Genomic DNA, 15916 nt, shown 5'->3' with positions numbered 1-15916 from the left:
CTATAAGTACTTAACTGGATTTGTATTTTCTTCTGATAAAATGATGGCAAAATTAAGGATTTTTTTTCGAAGATAATCAACAATATAGTTTTTTGTATAGCGTTCGCTCTCAAAATGACCAATATCGGCTAAAAGTAGTCGATTTTCTGCTTCATAAAACTGATGGTATTTTAAATCTGCCGTCAAAAAAGCATCGGCTCCAGCCTGAATTGCATTTTTTATAGCGAAACTTCCTGAGCCTCCCAGAACGGCAACTTTCTTGATTTTTTTTCCTGTAAAGACCGAATGGCGAATTCCGTCGGCAATCATTTTATCTTTTACCAAAAGCAGAAAATCTTTTTCATCCATTTCGGTTTCAAATTCACCAATCATTCCTAAACCAATATTTTGATGAGCGTTTTGTAAATCATACACTTCGTAAGCTACTTCTTCGTAGATATGATTGGCAAAAAGTGCTTTCAGGACTTTAGATTGTAAATGTTTTTCGAAAACAACTTCAATTTTTATTTCGCGTCCTGTATGCAATTTCCCTTGTTCTCCAACTACAGGATTGCTGTTTTCATTTCCCTGAAAAGTAAAAAAACCTTCAGTATTAAAACTGCAATTGTCATAATTACCAATCGTTCCGGCCCCAGCTTCAAACATAGCGTCTCGAACCTTATCAGAGTTATCAGGAGTCGTATAAGTAACTAGTTTTTTGATAAAACCTTGTTTCGGAATTAAAACTTTGGTATTTGTTAAGCCTAAAGCATCGCAAAATATTTTATTAACTCCCGCCGAATGATTATCTAAAGCTGTGTGAACCGCATAAATAGCAATATCATTTTTGATGGCTTTCAGGATTGTGCGCTCGACATAATTTTTACCCGTAATTTTTTTAATTCCGGAGAATAAAATCGGGTGAAAACAAACTACCAGATTGCAGTTTTTTGCGATAGCTTCATCAATTACATTTTCTAAAGCATCATGACAAACTAAAACTCCGGTGCTATCAGTTTCAGCATTGCCAACTAAAAGGCCAACATTGTCAAAATCTTCGGCGTAAGCCAAAGGTGCCATTTCTTCGAGAACTGCTAATATTTCTTTGATTTTCATTATTTTTTGTTTCAGGTTTTAGGTTTAATTTGTTTCAGGTTTTATATAGGAACTTGAAACTTAAGACCTGAAACAAATTAACGAATAAACCTGTCAATTTTAAAATATTTAAATAATATTGTTTGTGTAAATTGGCAATACCAGTAATACTGATAATACGAGTAATACTAATTTTGTATCTTTGTGTTTCAAAATCTAAAGTTATGACTACAATAAAAATTAACGAGCAAACGAAGACAGGAAAAGCATTTATGGCGATGTTTGAAGCTTTTTTTAAAGGTGTCGAAGGTATTGAGATCGTTGAGCCAGTTCATGGACAGGTTAATGAAGAGCCAAGCATTTATAGCTCTGAATTTATTGAAAAAGTAAAAAAAGCAGAAGAAAATATTAAAAATGGCGAGACTACAACGCTAGATCCAAATGATATATGGGGAAGTTTAGGGTTGAAGTAACTAAAAGTGCAAATCAGGATATTGAAAAACATAAAAAATCAGGAAATAAAATTTCTATTAAAAATATTGCTAAAATTTTAATAGATCTTACTGATAATCCATATGAAGGTTTTGGAAATCCTGAGCCTTTAAAATATGAATATTCAGGATTCTGGTCAAGAAAAATTAATCAAAAAGATCGGTTGATTTATCGTGTAGATGATGAAGTTGTAACCGTTTTTGTAATCTCTGCGATGGGACATTATTCCGATAAATAACTTTATGAAATTACTTCGAATACTACTTTTCCCGCTTGCCGTTTTATATGGATTCATTACTTCAATCAGGAATTTTCTTTTTGATAAAGGAATTCTAAAATCAACATCTTTTGATATTCCGGTTATTGCTGTTGGAAACTTAAGCGTGGGCGGAACCGGAAAAACACCTCAAATAGAATATTTAATCAGGTTATTATCTGATAAATATAAAATTGCCACTTTAAGCCGGGGTTACAAACGTAAATCTGAAGGTTTTGTTTTGGCCGATATGACTTCAAATGCTGAAATTCTGGGCGATGAACCATTTCAGTTTTATCAAAAATTCCCCAATGTTCAGGTCGCGGTTGATGCCAACAGAACAAACGGGATAATACAATTGCTTTCGCAGAATGAAAAGCCTCAGGTTGTTTTATTAGATGATGCTTACCAGCACCGAAAAGTAAAAGCAGGTTTCTATATTTTATTGAGTTCATACGGTGATTTATATGCGGATGATTTTATGCTGCCAACCGGAAATCTTCGTGAAAGCAGAAGCGGAGCCAATAGGGCAAACATTATAATTGTCACGAAATGCCCGAAAGATTTATCAGATACAGAACAAGCAGAAATTCGTTTGAAATTGAAATTGACTTGTTCGCAGCAAGTCTATTTTACTTTTATCGATTATGATGATTCTATTTACGGTGAAAATAAAAAAATAGCTGTAAATGAAATTAAATCAGAACCAAAATTACTTATTGCAGGAATTGCAAAACCAACGCCGTTTTTTGATTATTTAAAAAATGAAAATGACGAATGTATGACTTTTCCGGACCATCATAATTTTTCAGATTCAGACTTAGAAACAATTCAGAGTAAGGCTCAGAATAAAAAGATTGTTACAACAGAAAAAGATTATGTACGTTTAAAAGATTCTAAACTAGCTTCTCAATTGTATTATTTACCAATAAAAAGTACATTTATCAATAACCACCAAAATTTTGACGCGTCAATTCTGGAGTACGTTAAATTAAACTCGGGATCTTAGGAACTTAGAACCTTAGTGCCTTTAAAAATTAATCGAAAAACTTCGCAATTGTACTGTAAAACTCATCTGGTACAAAAGGTTTGGTGATCACATCATTCATTCCGTATGACAAAAGCATGTCTCTGTTTTCATCAAGCGAAATGGCTGTTAATGCAATAATAGGAGTGGTTTTGTCAAATTCCCTGATTAGTTTTGTAGCCGTTGTGCCGTTGATTCCGGGTAAATGAACATCCATTAAAATCATATCGAATCGTTTTACTTTTAAAAGCTCAACAGCATCTTCACCATTATCTATTATTTCGCAGGTAATGGCTTTGTTTTCCAGCATTTTTCGCGTAATCATCTGATTGATTTTGTTGTCTTCAATCAATAAAATCGATTTGTGTTTTAATTGTTTGTCATTATAGGGTTTTGCTTCTTCTACCACTTCCAAAGGTTCATTGTTAATCTTGAATTTCAATTTAAAGGTAAAAGTAGAACCTTTACCCACTTCACTTTTTAGTTTTATTTCGCCTCCTAAAAGTTCAATCAGTTTTTTAACGATTGTTAGTCCTAAGCCAGTTCCGCCATATTTGCGATTGACTTCTATTGAACCTTGAGAGAAACTTTCAAAAACGGTTTGCAGTTTGTCTTCGGGAATACCAATTCCTGTGTCTACAATTTCAAAATAAACTGTAGCGCCATCTTCTTCTTTCGTGTACAACTTTGCAATTACATTTACATTTCCGTTTTGTGTAAATTTCAGTGCATTATTTATTAAATTTAAAATGATTTGAGAAATTTTAGTAGGATCTCCAATTAAATTATCCGGAATTGATTCATCTATTTCAAGGTTGAAATAGTTTTTATTGGCAGTGGCTAATTCTTTTAAGGAGCTTTGAATATTGAATAGCAATTCTTTTAAGTTGAAAGTAATGTTTTCTATTTCGACTTTTGTAGAATCGATTTTATTAATTTCGAGAATTTCATTGATGAATGTGGTGAGATAATTTCCTGAAAATTTTAAAGATTCAAGATATTTTAATTGTGTTTTTTTAGGATTATCTTCTAGTAGTAAATGCGTAATTCCGTTAATCGCATTTAATGGCGTCCGAAGCTCATGACTTACAGTTGATAGAAATTCGGATCTTGCTTTTGATGCTTTTTCAGCTTTATTTTTGGCTAAAACAAGTTCTTTGTTTTTCTCTCTTAAAAGTAAATTGTTTTGATTTCGAATAATATTGTTTTTGTATAATGCCAGGCTTAAAAGGGATAAAATCGAAATAAGGGCAATGGCCAAAATGCTGACCAATTTAGAGTAACGATATGTTTTTAGCTGAATTTTTTCTTCGCTTTCACGTTTAATGGTATTGTTTAAAGATTGATTTTTTTTGAATTTTTCGAACTCATTAAGATCAATTTTCGCATTTTTTAATTTAAGAATATAATTTTCTAACTGATAATGTTCATCCAGATAAGAGTAGGCGAGGTCAAAATTTTTATGCTGTTTGTAATATTGGCTTATCGCTAAAATAATTTTTGATTTTTGAGCCAGATTATTGCTTTTTGTATTATAGTCTAAAGCATTTTCCAGATAAATTATAGCAGAATCATTTCGTTTGAGCTGTGTTTCGATTAACCCTAGTTGATAATAGGCATCAGACTTAGTTTTTAGAATAGAAGGATTGTCAGGTTTTTCTATTATTTCGTGAAAAGATTTTGCTGCAAGAGGTAAATTCTTATTTGTTTTTAATGCCATCGCTTTTTGAAAGTTCAAAACTTCGGCATGATCAACCATTTTTAACTGATTCAAAAGCAATTCTGCTTTTTTGTAATAAATGGCAGCTATTTCATAATCACCTTTTGCAGTATTTGCTACACCAATATAATGCAGTGCCAGCACTTTGGTACACGTTGGTTTTACACTGTCAAAGGAAGCAACACTTCTATGAAAACTTTTTAGGGCTTCATCATATTTATGTTGTTTGTAGTAAATTTTGCCAAGCTTAAATGTTTGATTGGCTAAACCTTCGTGTTTGTGATTTAATTCGCAAAAATTGATAGATTTTTGGGTATAGTAAACCGCTTCCTTATATTTTTTATTGCCCAGATTTTTATTAACTAACTTGTTGTAATAGAAAATACTATCTGTATTCTTTTTGGATTGAGAATACAAAAATGAATTAAAAAAACAAAAAAGAATAAAAAAGTGGTATTTCATGTAATGCAATGCTTTTACAATGAATCTTATGTTTTTCTTGTACGCAAAATCAAATCAATTAATCTTGATGAATAGCCAATTTCGTTATCATACCAACCCACAACTTTTACCATCTTGTCAATAACAGAGGTTAATTGTGCATCGAACAAACACGAATGTGTATTGCCAATGACATCAACAGAAACAATAGGATCTTCTGTGTAATCTAATATTCCTTTTAAATTTGTTTTTGAGGCTTCTTGAAATGCTTTATTTATTTCTTCAATAGTAACAGCGCGTTTTACATTAAATGTAATATCGGTCAATGAACCGTCGGGAACGGGAACACGAATTCCGCAACCTCCGATTTTTTCATGCAATTTAGGAAAAATTTTTGTTAATGCCTTAGCTGCACCTGTAGTTGTTGGAACAATTGACTGACTTGCGCCTCTTGCACGGCGTAAATCCTTATGTGGCTGGTCGTGAAGACTTTGGTCTGTAGTATAAGAATGTATTGTTGTGATGTATGCTTGCTCGATTCCGCACAATTCATCGATGATTTTTATCATCGGAGCAGCATTATTTGTGGTGCAACTTGCGTTCGAAATAATGTTTTCGCTTCCGTCCAGAATATTTTCATTAACACCTAATACTACCGTTTTGATACTATCAACTTCTGATGGAGCAGAAAGGATTACTTTTTTTGCGCCGGCTTCGATATGTGCGTTTAATTCTTCGTGAGTTTTATATTTTCCCGTAGACTCAATTACAAAGTCAATATTATGGCTTTTCCAGTCTAAATTTGAAATGCTTTTTTCATGAAAAAATAAATAATGTTTTTCATTAACAATTATTCCTTTTTCGTCATGACTAACAATAAAGGGCAAAACCCCATGAATACTGTCGTATTTTATCAAATGCGCCATGGTTTTGTTGTCAGCAATATCGTTGATGGCAACGACTTCAATATCAGGATGGTTTAAAAGTAAACGGAATAAATTTCTACCAATCCTTCCGAAACCATTAATAGCAATTCTTGTTTTCAAGTGCTTTATTTATTTGTTTAAATTGTTCAATCGTTTATTTGTTTAACCGTTGGTGCGATTAAAGAAATAAACGATTGAATAAAAACTTTTTATAAAATGTGTTTTTGTGCTTTGTATGAAGAGCGAACAAGAGGACCGCTTTCTACATGACGGAAACCTAATTCAAGACCAAATTTTTCGTATCGTGCAAATTGATCCGGGGTAATAAATTCTTTTACTGGTAAATGTTTTTTACTAGGCTGTAGGTACTGACCAATAGTAACAATATCCACATTGGCATTGCGTAAATCGGTCATCGTCTGGAAAACTTCTTCTTCAGTTTCACCAAGACCTAACATAATTCCGGATTTTGTTCTGTTAATTCCTTTTTCTTTCAGGTAACGTAAAACCTCCAAACTACGATCATATTTTGCCTGAATACGTACTTCACGAGTCAAACGTCGAACGGTTTCAACATTGTGGGATACTACTTCAGGATTTGCTTCTACGATTCGGTCTAAGTTTCTTTCTATTCCTTGAAAATCAGGAATTAAAGTTTCCAGAGTGGTGTTAGGGTTCATTCTGCGAATTGCCTTTACGGTTTCGATCCAGATAATCGAACCACCATCTTTCAAATCATCTCTGTCAACACTTGTAATTACAGCGTGCTTGATGTTCATGATTTTTATAGAACGAGCCACTTTTTCAGGTTCATCCCAATCTACCGTTTCAGGCCTACCGGTTTTTACACCGCAAAAACCACAAGAACGTGTACAAACATTTCCTAAAATCATAAATGTAGCTGTTCCTTCGCCCCAGCATTCACCCATATTTGGGCAACTTCCTGAGGTACAAATCGTGTTTAAGCTGTATTTATCTACCAAACCGCGAAGTTCAGTATATTTTTGTCCAATTGGAAGTTTTACTTTTAACCACTTCGGTTTTCCAGTTGGTATATTTTCAATGACTGTTTCCATATATCAAAATTCAAAGTACAAAGATAAGCAATGTAGTTTATTTGATGATTTGTTTACCATTTAATTTGGTATTGATCTCATTATAGTTTGAAAAACCATTTTAACGATAATTTTGCTCTAGTGTTAAATTATTGTTTTTAAATTATGATGTTGGTGAAATTGGCTATTTTTTGTTTGTTTATTTGAATAAGAAGAATAATTATAGCACAAGCTTGATTTTTACTCGTTTAATATTTATATCTTTATTTGTTATAAATTGTATTTAATTGAAATAGAAAAACCTAATCATTGTAATACATTTGTTGTTAAATTGTAATAATATAAAACATGAAAAAGAAATTTATTGTATTAGGCGTTTTGTTTGCCGCTTTTGGTTTTACTAAAATGAATGCACAGATTAATTTCGGTGATAAAGCCGTTGGGGCACTTCAAAAAGGTGTTAGTGGTTTTACGTTTAGTAATGCCGATGCAGCTGCGCTATCTAAAGCTGCAGTAGATAAAATGGATACTGAAAATGAAGTTGCGAGTGCAACAGATCCCTACACTTTAAGACTGAACAGAGTTTTTGGAAAATATACTGCTGGCGACGGATACACTTTAAATTATAAAGTTTATAAATTAAAAGAAGTAAATGCTTTTGCAACTGCAGACGGGAGTGTTCGTGTATATTCAGGATTAATGGATATTATGGATGATAATGAGCTTCTTGCAGTAATTGGTCACGAAATTGGTCACGTTGCCAATAATGACTCAAGAGATGCCATAAAAGCTGCTTACAGAAAAGAAGCTTTGTTAGAAGGTGCGGCTTCACAATCTGCCACAATTGCAAGCGTTACAGATAGCCAGTTGGGTAAAATAGGAAGTGCCATAATCGATAGTAAATTTAGTCGTAAACAAGAAGCCGAAGCAGATTTGTTCTCGTATAATTTTATGAAAAAAAATGGTTATAACGTAAATGCTGAAGAATCAGCTTTTAGAATTTTGGCTAAAATGAGCGAAGGATCACAAGCTTCATTTATCGATCAGATGATGAGTTCGCATCCGGATTCAAAACAAAGGGCTGAAGATGCTAAGAAAAGAGCTGAAAAAGATGGTTTGTATAAACCATATGTACAACAAAAAATTGTAAATACTGCACCAGTAAGTAAAACTACTAAGAAAGCTACAACTACAAAAAAAACAGCTACTAAAAAGAAATAATAATTTCTGCTTGAAAAATAAAACCCGATAAGTTTCATAGAAATTTATCGGGTTTTTATTTTAATATTAACCTAAAACGTGAAAAGCCAATACTTTTTGTACATCGTAAACATTTACAGATTTGTTGAATTGTTTTACAATACTGGGTTGTAATTCACTTGAAACCCAAATTTTCAACTCAGCATCAAGATCAAAAGTTCCTGCGGTTTCTACGCTAAAGCGAGTGATGCTTTTATATGCGATCGATTTGTATTCTGTTTTGCTTCCGGTTATTCCTTGTACATCAACAAGAATTAATCTTTTGTTAGTAAAGATAAAAGTATCGCGGATAAGTTTAAAACCCATTTCGATTTCTTCATTATCAGTCAAAAGCTGTCCGTATTTTTTAATTAAATCTTCCTGACTTACTGAACCGGCGTTGCCTAGAATAGCTGAAAATATTCCCATTTTTTAGTTTTTAATTTTGATAGATTTGATTTTCCTTTGAAAGGTGATGTAAAAGTAATTGATTTTGTTAAAATTTTTCACTTCCTGTAGATTTAATTAAGACAGGACTTATTACTAAAGAAATTAAAAAAGCTGAAATTACAGTTACAATAATATTTCCTGGAGAGATATGATTTAAATTAATTAAAAATCTTAAGATTGAAATTGTCACTGTAAGTATACTAGTCGTAGCCCAGTATTTTTGATTAATATCTATCGGCTGAATTATATTTTCAGGAAGTTTAAAAAATGATGCAACTATAATTATGGCTCCTAATAAAGTGCTTGCATGCTGTGTTATTTTCCAAATTGGAATTTCATTTCCTAAAAAAGAAAAGCTATTCTTTAATGAAGAAATATGTTCTACGAAATAACCATGATTATGTGTAAAACCATCCCAAAAAAGATGAGAAGCTATTCCGATTATTGTGGAGATTAAAACTATAATCCAATTTTCTTTAAAATAATTGTTCCAATTAAACTTGCTGAAAAGCAATACTCTTGATTTTATAATATTAGGACAATTAAAGAATAAAGAATTGCGGATTATATTGTGAAATATAAAAGAAAGCAAAATTGCTAAAGGCAAATCAAACCAAAATATTCCATAAAAAGTATGACTGTAATTACTCTGAACTTTCATTCGAATAAAATACTCAAAATCGGGAGTTAAGCTGCCAATTATAAGTCCGGTTAATGAAATCCAATTTTTAGGTAAATATTTTAAGGGAAGGATTATTGCGGGATGAGAAAAGGTAAATGGCATTAAGATTAGAATAGTTAAGATTTTTATGAGGTTAAATTTAAAATTAATAATCTAACAAAAGGCTTAATTTTTCTTTATCTCTTAATAGTTCAATAAAATAATGTTTTAAATTAAGGCATAAAAAAAAGCAGAACCTAAGTTCTGCTTTTCTATTTTTATTATTGAGCTTCCGTTTTTATAGTAATCGGAAGGTTATAGGCAGTTCGAACTGCTTTCCCGTTTAATACTCCGGGAATCCATTTTGTTTTTAATGATTTAAGTACTCTGATTGCCTCTTTTCCAAGTCCGTAACCAGGATCGCTTTTCACCATGATATCGGTAATAGAACCGTCTCTTTCGATTACGAACGAAACATAAACTTTTAAAGTTCTGTCAGCATCCAATTCGGGTCTGTTGAAATTATTACCTACATAAGTATAAAACTTAGCCATTCCTCCTGGAAATTCCGGCATTTTGTCTAAAAGTGCAGGAAGTACAGGTTCATTGGTTACTGGTGCTACTGATACAACTTCTGTATCTCCACCAGGATTTCCAGGTATTGGATTCGCGATAGTTCCTGATCCGTCTCCTGTATTAGGTACTGCAGAAGGATTTTGATCGTTTGTAGCAATCTTGTCTACAGCCTGTTCGGTTGGTACTAGAACTGGATGTGATAATTGACTCAAATCTGTTGCCGAAGCTGCTGCTGCCTGTTGTTGAACTGGCGGTGCCGGAGGCGTTGGCTGAACAGGGATTGGAGTTAAATTTACTGGCGTTAGCGGGTCATAAATAACTGGTCCTTCTTCTACAGGAGCTGGAGTTTTAAATTTGTTGATTAAAATTGATACACTTCCCAAAGCGGCTAATAATAGCAAACCCATAAATAGAGCTGAGATGGTAGTTTTTGAATTCTCCTGGCGTAATTGATACGCGCCGTACTCTTTGTTTTTGTTTTCGAAAACAAGATTGGTCCAGCTTGTTTCGTAGATACTTGATTTAGACATGATTTATGGATTTTAAGGTTAAGTAACATTTAAATCATAAGCGATAAGGTTTTGGGTTTTGGCAAACAACGGAAGCGTTGTTGTTTTAATGTGTGGATAATTTACTTTTTTAAGAATAAAGTGAATTATATTTTATTCTTTACCTAAAGATAATAAATTATCTATTACGTTCGATAATTTCTGCCAATAATTTTTTAGCTCGAAGTAATTTTACTTTTACGTTGCTTAAAGGTTCATCGATTTTAAGTGCGATTTCCTGATAAGTCATTTCCTGAAAGTAACGCAACTGAATTACTTCCTGATAATGTGGTTTCAGTTCTTTGATGCATTGTAGCAGGCGGGAAAGATTTTGCTCTTTAATTAAAGCATCTTCGGCTGATGGAGTAGGGTCGGCAATATTGTAAGCCTGTTGGTCTTCGTTATCAGTAATTTCTATAAAAAGATTGGTTTTCTTTTTACGCAATAAATCAATGTATACGTTTTTTGCAATGGCAATTAACCAGGTGTTGAATTGAAATTCAGGGTTATAAGAACCTATCTTATCAAAAGCTTTAGAGAAGGTTTCGATAGTAATATCTTCGGCAGTAGTTTCGTTTTCAGTACGAGTTAGCATAAAGCCATACACTTCATTCCAGAAATAATCTAATAAAAAAGTAAAGGCGATTTGATCGCCCTTTTTTGCTTTTTCTATTTTAGAATTTATTTCCAATATACAGGTTTTGAAAAGATATTAGTTATAAAGATATTAATTTGTGTGAATATAAGCATGATTTCTACAATAGGAAACCAAACTTTAATGTCGTTTTCTTTTAATTTTCCGGCAGAAAATCCAATTACAGTCCATGCAACAGTGTAACGAGTTGCCAAAATAGCTAAAACTGCAATCCATTGAAATTGGAAAGCTAATAATAGTATAACTAAAATAAAGAAAAATAATTGTGATATAAAAAAGAGGCCCAATTGCATTTTGTCGAAAAACTTATAATGTTCGGCAGTAGAAATATGTCTTCTTTTTTGAGTAAACCATTCTCTGTAAGTTTCTTTTGGTTTAGAGTAGGTGAAACTTTCCGGAGTATAGGATATCGTTGTATTGTTTTTGTTTGCAGCCTGATTGATAAACAAGTCATCGTCGCCAGAACGAATCTGGATGTGTTCGATAAAGCCATTTACATTAAAAAACTCGTCTCTTTTATAGGCTAAATTACGACCAACCCCCATGTACGGAAGTCCCAATTTTGCCCATGAAAAATATTGTACCGCTGTTAAAACCGTTTCAAAACGAATTATTTTATTCAATAAAGAACGCTCAACTTTCTCATAACCTCCGTAGCCTAAAACAATCGTTTTATTCATGGTAAATTGAGAAGTCATTGCCGTAATCCAGTTTTTTGAAGTTGGATAACAATCCGCATCTGTAAATAATAAGTATTCTTTTTTGGATGCTTTGATTCCCAGGGTTAAAGCATATTTTTTATTGCCCCAAAAAGCTTCGTTATTTTGCACTTTTACTAAACGAATGTTAGGATATTGTTGTTCAAATTGCTCAAAAACTTCTAAAGTTTCATCGCTTGACGCATCGTCTATTAAAACAATTTCGAAATCAGGGTAATCTTGTTCTGCCAATAGCGGAATAAACTTTTTAACGTTTTCTTCTTCATTTTTAGCACATACAATTACCGAAACGGGTAATTTTTTTAATGTAATATCTTGTGGTTTAGCAAAAGCAAACTTTCCAAAAATTCCTAAATAGTAGAAAACCTGAATAACAACAATAGCAATAAAGAAGTAAAATAAAGTTATAAGCATCTGATTTTAATGTCTTTTAATTTCTGAATCTTGCGCGTGCAAATGTACTTATGAATTCCTAGATTTCAATGGCTAAAGCCAATTTACTTTCGGCATTTCGACATTTCTTTTGCAACAGCAATAGCCTGAGGGTTTTCAGTTTTTTCTAATTCTGTAATAATGTTTTTATAATTGAGGTCGTCTCGGTTTTGAGAGAGTTTTTTGGTAGCCTGAATTTCATCAATTTCAATTTCAAAACCAAATATTCCTCTGGCTTCGCGCATTGTTTTTGTTGATAAATCCTCAACACGAACCGGATTCTCAGAACCCGCTTCATATTTATCAACTAATTTTTTAAGCTGCTCTATTGTGGTGGCTTCGTCTACAATTTTAATTCGGCCATAAACATGTACGGCTATATAATTCCAGGTAGGCACATTTTCGTGATCGTACCAGGAAGAAGAAATATAACTGTGCGGACCTGTAAATACGGCCAAAACCTGATCGTTCTCGGCAAAACCTTCTGCTTGCGGATTTAATTTTGAAATATGTCCTTGTAAAATTTCTTTTCCGTCAGCTGTAACTTCAAGTTCTATCGGAATATGTGTTGCACATAATTTTCCCTGAGTCTGATTGATCAGAATGCCAAAACTGTTTTCTTTCAAAAAAGTCCTGATCGATTCCGGATCTTCGTCTTTGTATATTTTAGGAGTATACATTTTTATGAATTTTGATTTAAAGATTTTTCCAGACAAATGGCTTCCGGTCGATCTATATATTTTCCGTAATTCGGAATTACTTTATATCCTTGTTTTTGATAAAACTGAACAGCACTTTCATTTTTTACTCGTGTTTCTAAAACCAAATTGGTATAACCAAGATTGACAGCTTCATTTTCTAAAAAACCTAAAATCGTTTGTCCAATTTTCTTTCCCGGATATTTGGCATACATTCGTTTTACTTCTCCGATATTTTGATCAATTGGCCTAATAGCGCCGCAACCCACAATTTCAGAATTAATTTCAGCTACAACAAATACAAATTTTGAATTTTCATTCTCCCAATCCTGAAAAGAATTTTTCCCGTCACTTCCAAAACGAAGGTAAAGATTTTCTGATAATTCTTCTGTAATTACCAAAACTTTTTCGTCGTCGGGATTTACTATTTTTATCGAAATACTATGTGTCATCTTATTTGAAGAAAATGAGTTTTTGGATTTTTCACATCGAATGTTCCGAGACTTCGGAAGAGATGCTTTGTTGATATAACGGACTTCGACTTCGCTCAGTTTGACAATATTTTTAATTTTTGAATTAGTGAAATTCGTGTTTTATATCACATTAACTTCCGCTTCAATATGAATCCCAAACTTTTCGAAAACAGTTTTTTGAACATCTTTCGAAACGGCTAAAATTTCCTGTCCGGTTGCGTTTCCGTAATTGACCAAAACCAAAGCCTGATTTTTGTGAACTCCCGCATCACCAAAACGTTTTCCTTTAAAACCTGCTTGTTCTATCAGCCAGCCAGCAGGAACTTTTACCTCAGTTTCTGAAACTTCATAATATTTCATTTCAGGAAATTTTTGATGGATTTTTTCGAAATCAGATTTTAATAAAATTGGGTTTTTAAAGAAACTTCCGCTATTTCCTAATTCTTTAGGATCGGGTAATTTGCTTTGTCTGATGGCGATTACAGCATTACTCACGTCTTTTAAAGTTGGAGTTGTCACATTGTTTTTAGCCAATTCAGCCGTAATGTCTCCGTACGAAGTATTGATTTTGTGATTGCGTTTTGTTAATTTATAAATTACCGAAGTGATAATATATTGATCTTTAACTTCATTTTTAAAAATGCTTTCTCTGTAACCAAAATTACATTCGGCATTGGTGAAGGTTTTTATTTCCTGAGTTTCAATATTTATGGCTTCGCAAGAAACAAAAGTGTCTTTTATTTCTGTTCCGTAAGCACCAATATTCTGAACAGGAGTTGTACCGACATTTCCGGGAATCAGAGACATGTTTTCTAAACCTCCAAAATTGTTATCAATAGTATAAAGTACGAAATCGTGCCAGGTTTCTCCGGCCTGACTTTCGACCCAAACAAAATCATCATCTTCTTTAATGATTTTCTTGCCCTTTAAATCTATATGAATTACCAACGCCTCAATATCTTTAGTTAAAAGCATATTGCTTCCTCCGCCTAAAATAAATTTTTTCTCGTTTTTGTATTGTTTCAAAATTGATTTTAATTCGTCTACTGAATGAACGGCAACAAATTGTTTGGCTTTGGCTTCGATACCAAAAGTATTGTGGTTTTTTAAAGAAAAATTGGATTGGATTTCCATAAATAAAAGGCTTTTAAATCTGAGTTCAAAAGTAAGGATTATTATTTTTTTTAACCGCAAAGTTCGCAAGGATTTACGCGAAGTCCGCAAAGTTTATGTATGCGTGGTATTGTAAAAAGGCAAAGTTCGCAAAGCTTTGTATTAATCAAGCTTTGCGAACTTCTTTGTTTATGAATATTCAATAGATAAAAAAAAACCTTGCGGACTTTGCGGTTAAATTTTTGAATCCAGCAATTCATGATATTTATCCGCAATAATCTTCATATTAATATCATAATTCGCATTTGCCTCTACAAATTTTCTGTTTTGAATAACGGCCTGATTTCGCGATTCAGCATTTTCAAAAGACCAAATTAGTTCTTCTGCCAAAATTTTGATATTATCAATTTCAATTAACTGTCCGTTTTCGCGATGCTTGATCCAGCTTTGATTTCCGGGAATCTCTGAAACTACAGGATAGCAATTACAAGCCATTGCCTCAAATAAAGAAGCCGAAACTCCTTCTGTAATTGGCATGCTGATATAGATATTTGATTGTTGCAATAATTTAGGAAGTTCAGTGTTTGGGATTCTTCCTGTAAAAATTACTTTGTTTTCGATTTGAAGCTCTCTTGCTAAGTCTTTTAAGAATTGCAAGCGTGTTCCGTCGCCAACAATGGTCAACGAAAAATTGATTCCTTTTTGATGTAAAATCGCAAAAGCTCTTAAAATCGAATCATGTCGGTATTCCGGTTGTAAAGATCGCGTTACAATAGCTTCGATTTTGTTTGAATTGTTTGTTGAAGGAGAAAAAAGAGATAAATCAATTCCTTTTGGTATGACCAAAACTTTATTCATGTCAACGCCAATTGCTTTCATCGAAATAGTCATAACCGGACCCCAGGCGTGAATTAAATCGGCTTTTTTGAAAGCGTGTTTCTGAATGATTTTTTTTAAGGGTAATAAAAGCGAGCCTTCCGGCCATAAATCTGTTCGGCCTTGTTGTGCAATTGCGACAGGATGCATTCCTGAAATTGCTGCAAGAAAACCATAGCTGGTGGTTCTTTCTGCAATAATCATATCCGGTTTTTCTCGACGGATTGTTTTTCGAATAGAAAGAGGAGAAAAAACATATTCTAAAATACGCTTGAATCGGTTGAGTTTTGAATTGTTGGGTGTTTGAAGTTCCCAGGTGCAAATTTCAAAATCGCCAAATTCTTTCAAACCATTCATCCATGTAATAGCGTCAGCGCGATAGGATTCTCCCAGAAAAAGTATTTTTCTTTTCATTCATTGAAGTTTTTCGCCACGAATTTCACCAATTTCCACTAATTAATTCGTGCTTATTCGTGAAATTCGTG

General features: G+C 33.0%; 17 protein-coding genes. 4 read left to right on the top strand and 13 right to left on the bottom strand.

Annotation, left to right across the window (positions count from 1 at the left end):
- Positions 1-1095: a Nif3-like dinuclear metal center hexameric protein gene (locus B0M43_RS01240; RefSeq protein ID WP_078005903.1), complete on the bottom strand. Its 1095-nt coding sequence runs from the start codon at positions 1093-1095 to the stop codon at positions 1-3.
- A 203-nt stretch (positions 1096-1298) separates the two neighbouring features.
- On the opposite strand from B0M43_RS01240, the gene B0M43_RS01235 reads away from it, so the two are divergent.
- From B0M43_RS01235 to lpxK, 3 genes are read left to right on the top strand one after another with little or no spacing between them, the layout of a single operon-like run.
- Complete coding sequence (locus tag B0M43_RS01235) at positions 1299-1547, top strand: DUF2683 family protein (protein ID WP_078005902.1); 249 nt, start codon at positions 1299-1301, stop codon at positions 1545-1547.
- Positions 1523-1804 carry a Txe/YoeB family addiction module toxin gene (locus tag B0M43_RS01230; RefSeq protein WP_078005901.1) on the top strand — a complete coding sequence of 94 codons (282 nt, stop codon included), beginning with the start codon at positions 1523-1525 and terminating at the stop codon, positions 1802-1804. The genes B0M43_RS01235 and B0M43_RS01230 overlap by 25 nt, the downstream gene beginning before the upstream one ends.
- A gap of 4 nt (positions 1805-1808) precedes the next feature.
- On the top strand, positions 1809-2831 hold the full coding sequence (gene lpxK / locus B0M43_RS01225) for a tetraacyldisaccharide 4'-kinase (RefSeq protein WP_078005900.1): 1023 nt from the start codon (positions 1809-1811) through the stop codon (positions 2829-2831).
- A 28-nt stretch (positions 2832-2859) separates the two neighbouring features.
- Here lpxK and B0M43_RS01220 read toward each other — a convergent pair whose 3' ends face one another.
- The 3 genes from B0M43_RS01220 to lipA form a co-directional block, all read right to left on the bottom strand.
- Entirely contained in the window at positions 2860-5031 is a 2172-nt protein-coding gene (locus B0M43_RS01220) for an ATP-binding protein (protein ID WP_078005899.1), read from the bottom strand.
- Between the two features lie 26 nt (positions 5032-5057).
- Positions 5058-6056, bottom strand: a complete 999-nt coding sequence (gap, locus tag B0M43_RS01215; protein ID WP_065450975.1) for a type I glyceraldehyde-3-phosphate dehydrogenase — start codon at positions 6054-6056, stop codon at positions 5058-5060.
- 89 nt (positions 6057-6145) lie between these two features.
- Positions 6146-7012 carry a lipoyl synthase gene (gene lipA / locus B0M43_RS01210; RefSeq protein WP_065450976.1) on the bottom strand — a complete coding sequence of 289 codons (867 nt, stop codon included), beginning with the start codon at positions 7010-7012 and terminating at the stop codon, positions 6146-6148.
- A 327-nt stretch (positions 7013-7339) separates the two neighbouring features.
- Here lipA and B0M43_RS01205 point away from each other — a divergent pair, with 327 nt between their 5' ends.
- Positions 7340-8212, top strand: coding sequence for a M48 family metalloprotease (locus B0M43_RS01205; RefSeq protein WP_078005898.1), 873 nt, complete (start codon positions 7340-7342; stop codon positions 8210-8212).
- Positions 8213-8278: 66 nt separating this feature from the next.
- Here B0M43_RS01205 and B0M43_RS01200 read toward each other — a convergent pair whose 3' ends face one another.
- From B0M43_RS01200 to B0M43_RS01160, 9 genes are all read right to left on the bottom strand, one after another.
- A complete protein-coding gene (locus B0M43_RS01200; protein ID WP_055093313.1) occupies positions 8279-8659 on the bottom strand; it encodes a PH domain-containing protein in 381 nt (126 codons plus the stop codon).
- A 67-nt stretch (positions 8660-8726) separates the two neighbouring features.
- Positions 8727-9464, bottom strand: a complete 738-nt coding sequence (locus B0M43_RS01195; RefSeq protein WP_078005897.1) for a DUF4184 family protein — start codon at positions 9462-9464, stop codon at positions 8727-8729.
- Between the two features lie 158 nt (positions 9465-9622).
- Positions 9623-10447, bottom strand: coding sequence for an energy transducer TonB (locus B0M43_RS01190; RefSeq protein WP_078005896.1), 825 nt, complete (start codon positions 10445-10447; stop codon positions 9623-9625).
- A 157-nt stretch (positions 10448-10604) separates the two neighbouring features.
- Positions 10605-11156: an RNA polymerase sigma factor gene (locus B0M43_RS01185; RefSeq protein WP_065450980.1), complete on the bottom strand. Its 552-nt coding sequence runs from the start codon at positions 11154-11156 to the stop codon at positions 10605-10607.
- Positions 11147-12253 carry a glycosyltransferase gene (locus B0M43_RS01180; protein WP_078005895.1) on the bottom strand — a complete coding sequence of 369 codons (1107 nt, stop codon included), beginning with the start codon at positions 12251-12253 and terminating at the stop codon, positions 11147-11149. The genes B0M43_RS01185 and B0M43_RS01180 overlap by 10 nt, the downstream gene beginning before the upstream one ends.
- Positions 12254-12336: 83 nt before the next feature.
- On the bottom strand, positions 12337-12951 hold the full coding sequence (locus B0M43_RS01175; protein ID WP_065450982.1) for an FMN-binding negative transcriptional regulator: 615 nt from the start codon (positions 12949-12951) through the stop codon (positions 12337-12339).
- Positions 12952-12953: 2 nt separating this feature from the next.
- Positions 12954-13421 (bottom strand): GNAT family N-acetyltransferase, encoded by a 468-nt coding sequence (locus B0M43_RS01170; protein ID WP_078005894.1) that lies wholly within the window; start codon positions 13419-13421, stop codon positions 12954-12956.
- Between the two features lie 141 nt (positions 13422-13562).
- Positions 13563-14576: a UDP-N-acetylmuramate dehydrogenase gene (gene murB, locus B0M43_RS01165; RefSeq protein ID WP_078005893.1), complete on the bottom strand. Its 1014-nt coding sequence runs from the start codon at positions 14574-14576 to the stop codon at positions 13563-13565.
- A 213-nt stretch (positions 14577-14789) separates the two neighbouring features.
- Positions 14790-15845 (bottom strand): glycosyltransferase, encoded by a 1056-nt coding sequence (locus tag B0M43_RS01160; protein WP_078005892.1) that lies wholly within the window; start codon positions 15843-15845, stop codon positions 14790-14792.
- Positions 15846-15916 lie beyond the last annotated feature (71 nt).

Origin of the sequence: Flavobacterium sp. KBS0721 (assembly GCF_002007065.3) — a bacterium.
Classification (GTDB): domain Bacteria; phylum Bacteroidota; class Bacteroidia; order Flavobacteriales; family Flavobacteriaceae; genus Flavobacterium; species Flavobacterium piscis.
This window is presented reverse-complemented; position numbering and strand designations above follow the sequence as displayed.

Bases quoted from the DNA above. Each gene is read 5' to 3' on its own strand.
- B0M43_RS01170 (WP_078005894.1), bottom strand. From the start codon at position 13,421: ATGACACATAGTATTTCGATAAAAATAGTAAATCCCGACGACGAAAAA.
- B0M43_RS01190 (WP_078005896.1), bottom strand. From the start codon at position 10,447: ATGTCTAAATCAAGTATCTACGAAACAAGCTGGACCAATCTTGTTTTC.
- B0M43_RS01205 (WP_078005898.1), top strand. From the start codon at position 7,340: ATGAAAAAGAAATTTATTGTATTAGGCGTTTTGTTTGCCGCTTTTGGT.
- B0M43_RS01220 (WP_078005899.1), bottom strand. From the start codon at position 5,031: ATGAAATACCACTTTTTTATTCTTTTTTGTTTTTTTAATTCATTTTTG.
- lpxK (WP_078005900.1), top strand. From the start codon at position 1,809: ATGAAATTACTTCGAATACTACTTTTCCCGCTTGCCGTTTTATATGGA.
- B0M43_RS01240 (WP_078005903.1), bottom strand. From the start codon at position 1,095: ATGAAAATCAAAGAAATATTAGCAGTTCTCGAAGAAATGGCACCTTTG.
- B0M43_RS01200 (WP_055093313.1), bottom strand. From the start codon at position 8,659: ATGGGAATATTTTCAGCTATTCTAGGCAACGCCGGTTCAGTAAGTCAG.
- B0M43_RS01175 (WP_065450982.1), bottom strand. From the start codon at position 12,951: ATGTATACTCCTAAAATATACAAAGACGAAGATCCGGAATCGATCAGG.
- murB (WP_078005893.1), bottom strand. From the start codon at position 14,576: ATGGAAATCCAATCCAATTTTTCTTTAAAAAACCACAATACTTTTGGT.
- B0M43_RS01180 (WP_078005895.1), bottom strand. From the start codon at position 12,253: ATGCTTATAACTTTATTTTACTTCTTTATTGCTATTGTTGTTATTCAG.
- lipA (WP_065450976.1), bottom strand. From the start codon at position 7,012: ATGGAAACAGTCATTGAAAATATACCAACTGGAAAACCGAAGTGGTTA.
- B0M43_RS01235 (WP_078005902.1), top strand. From the start codon at position 1,299: ATGACTACAATAAAAATTAACGAGCAAACGAAGACAGGAAAAGCATTT.
- B0M43_RS01160 (WP_078005892.1), bottom strand. From the start codon at position 15,845: ATGAAAAGAAAAATACTTTTTCTGGGAGAATCCTATCGCGCTGACGCT.
- B0M43_RS01195 (WP_078005897.1), bottom strand. From the start codon at position 9,464: ATGCCATTTACCTTTTCTCATCCCGCAATAATCCTTCCCTTAAAATAT.
- B0M43_RS01230 (WP_078005901.1), top strand. From the start codon at position 1,523: ATGGGGAAGTTTAGGGTTGAAGTAACTAAAAGTGCAAATCAGGATATT.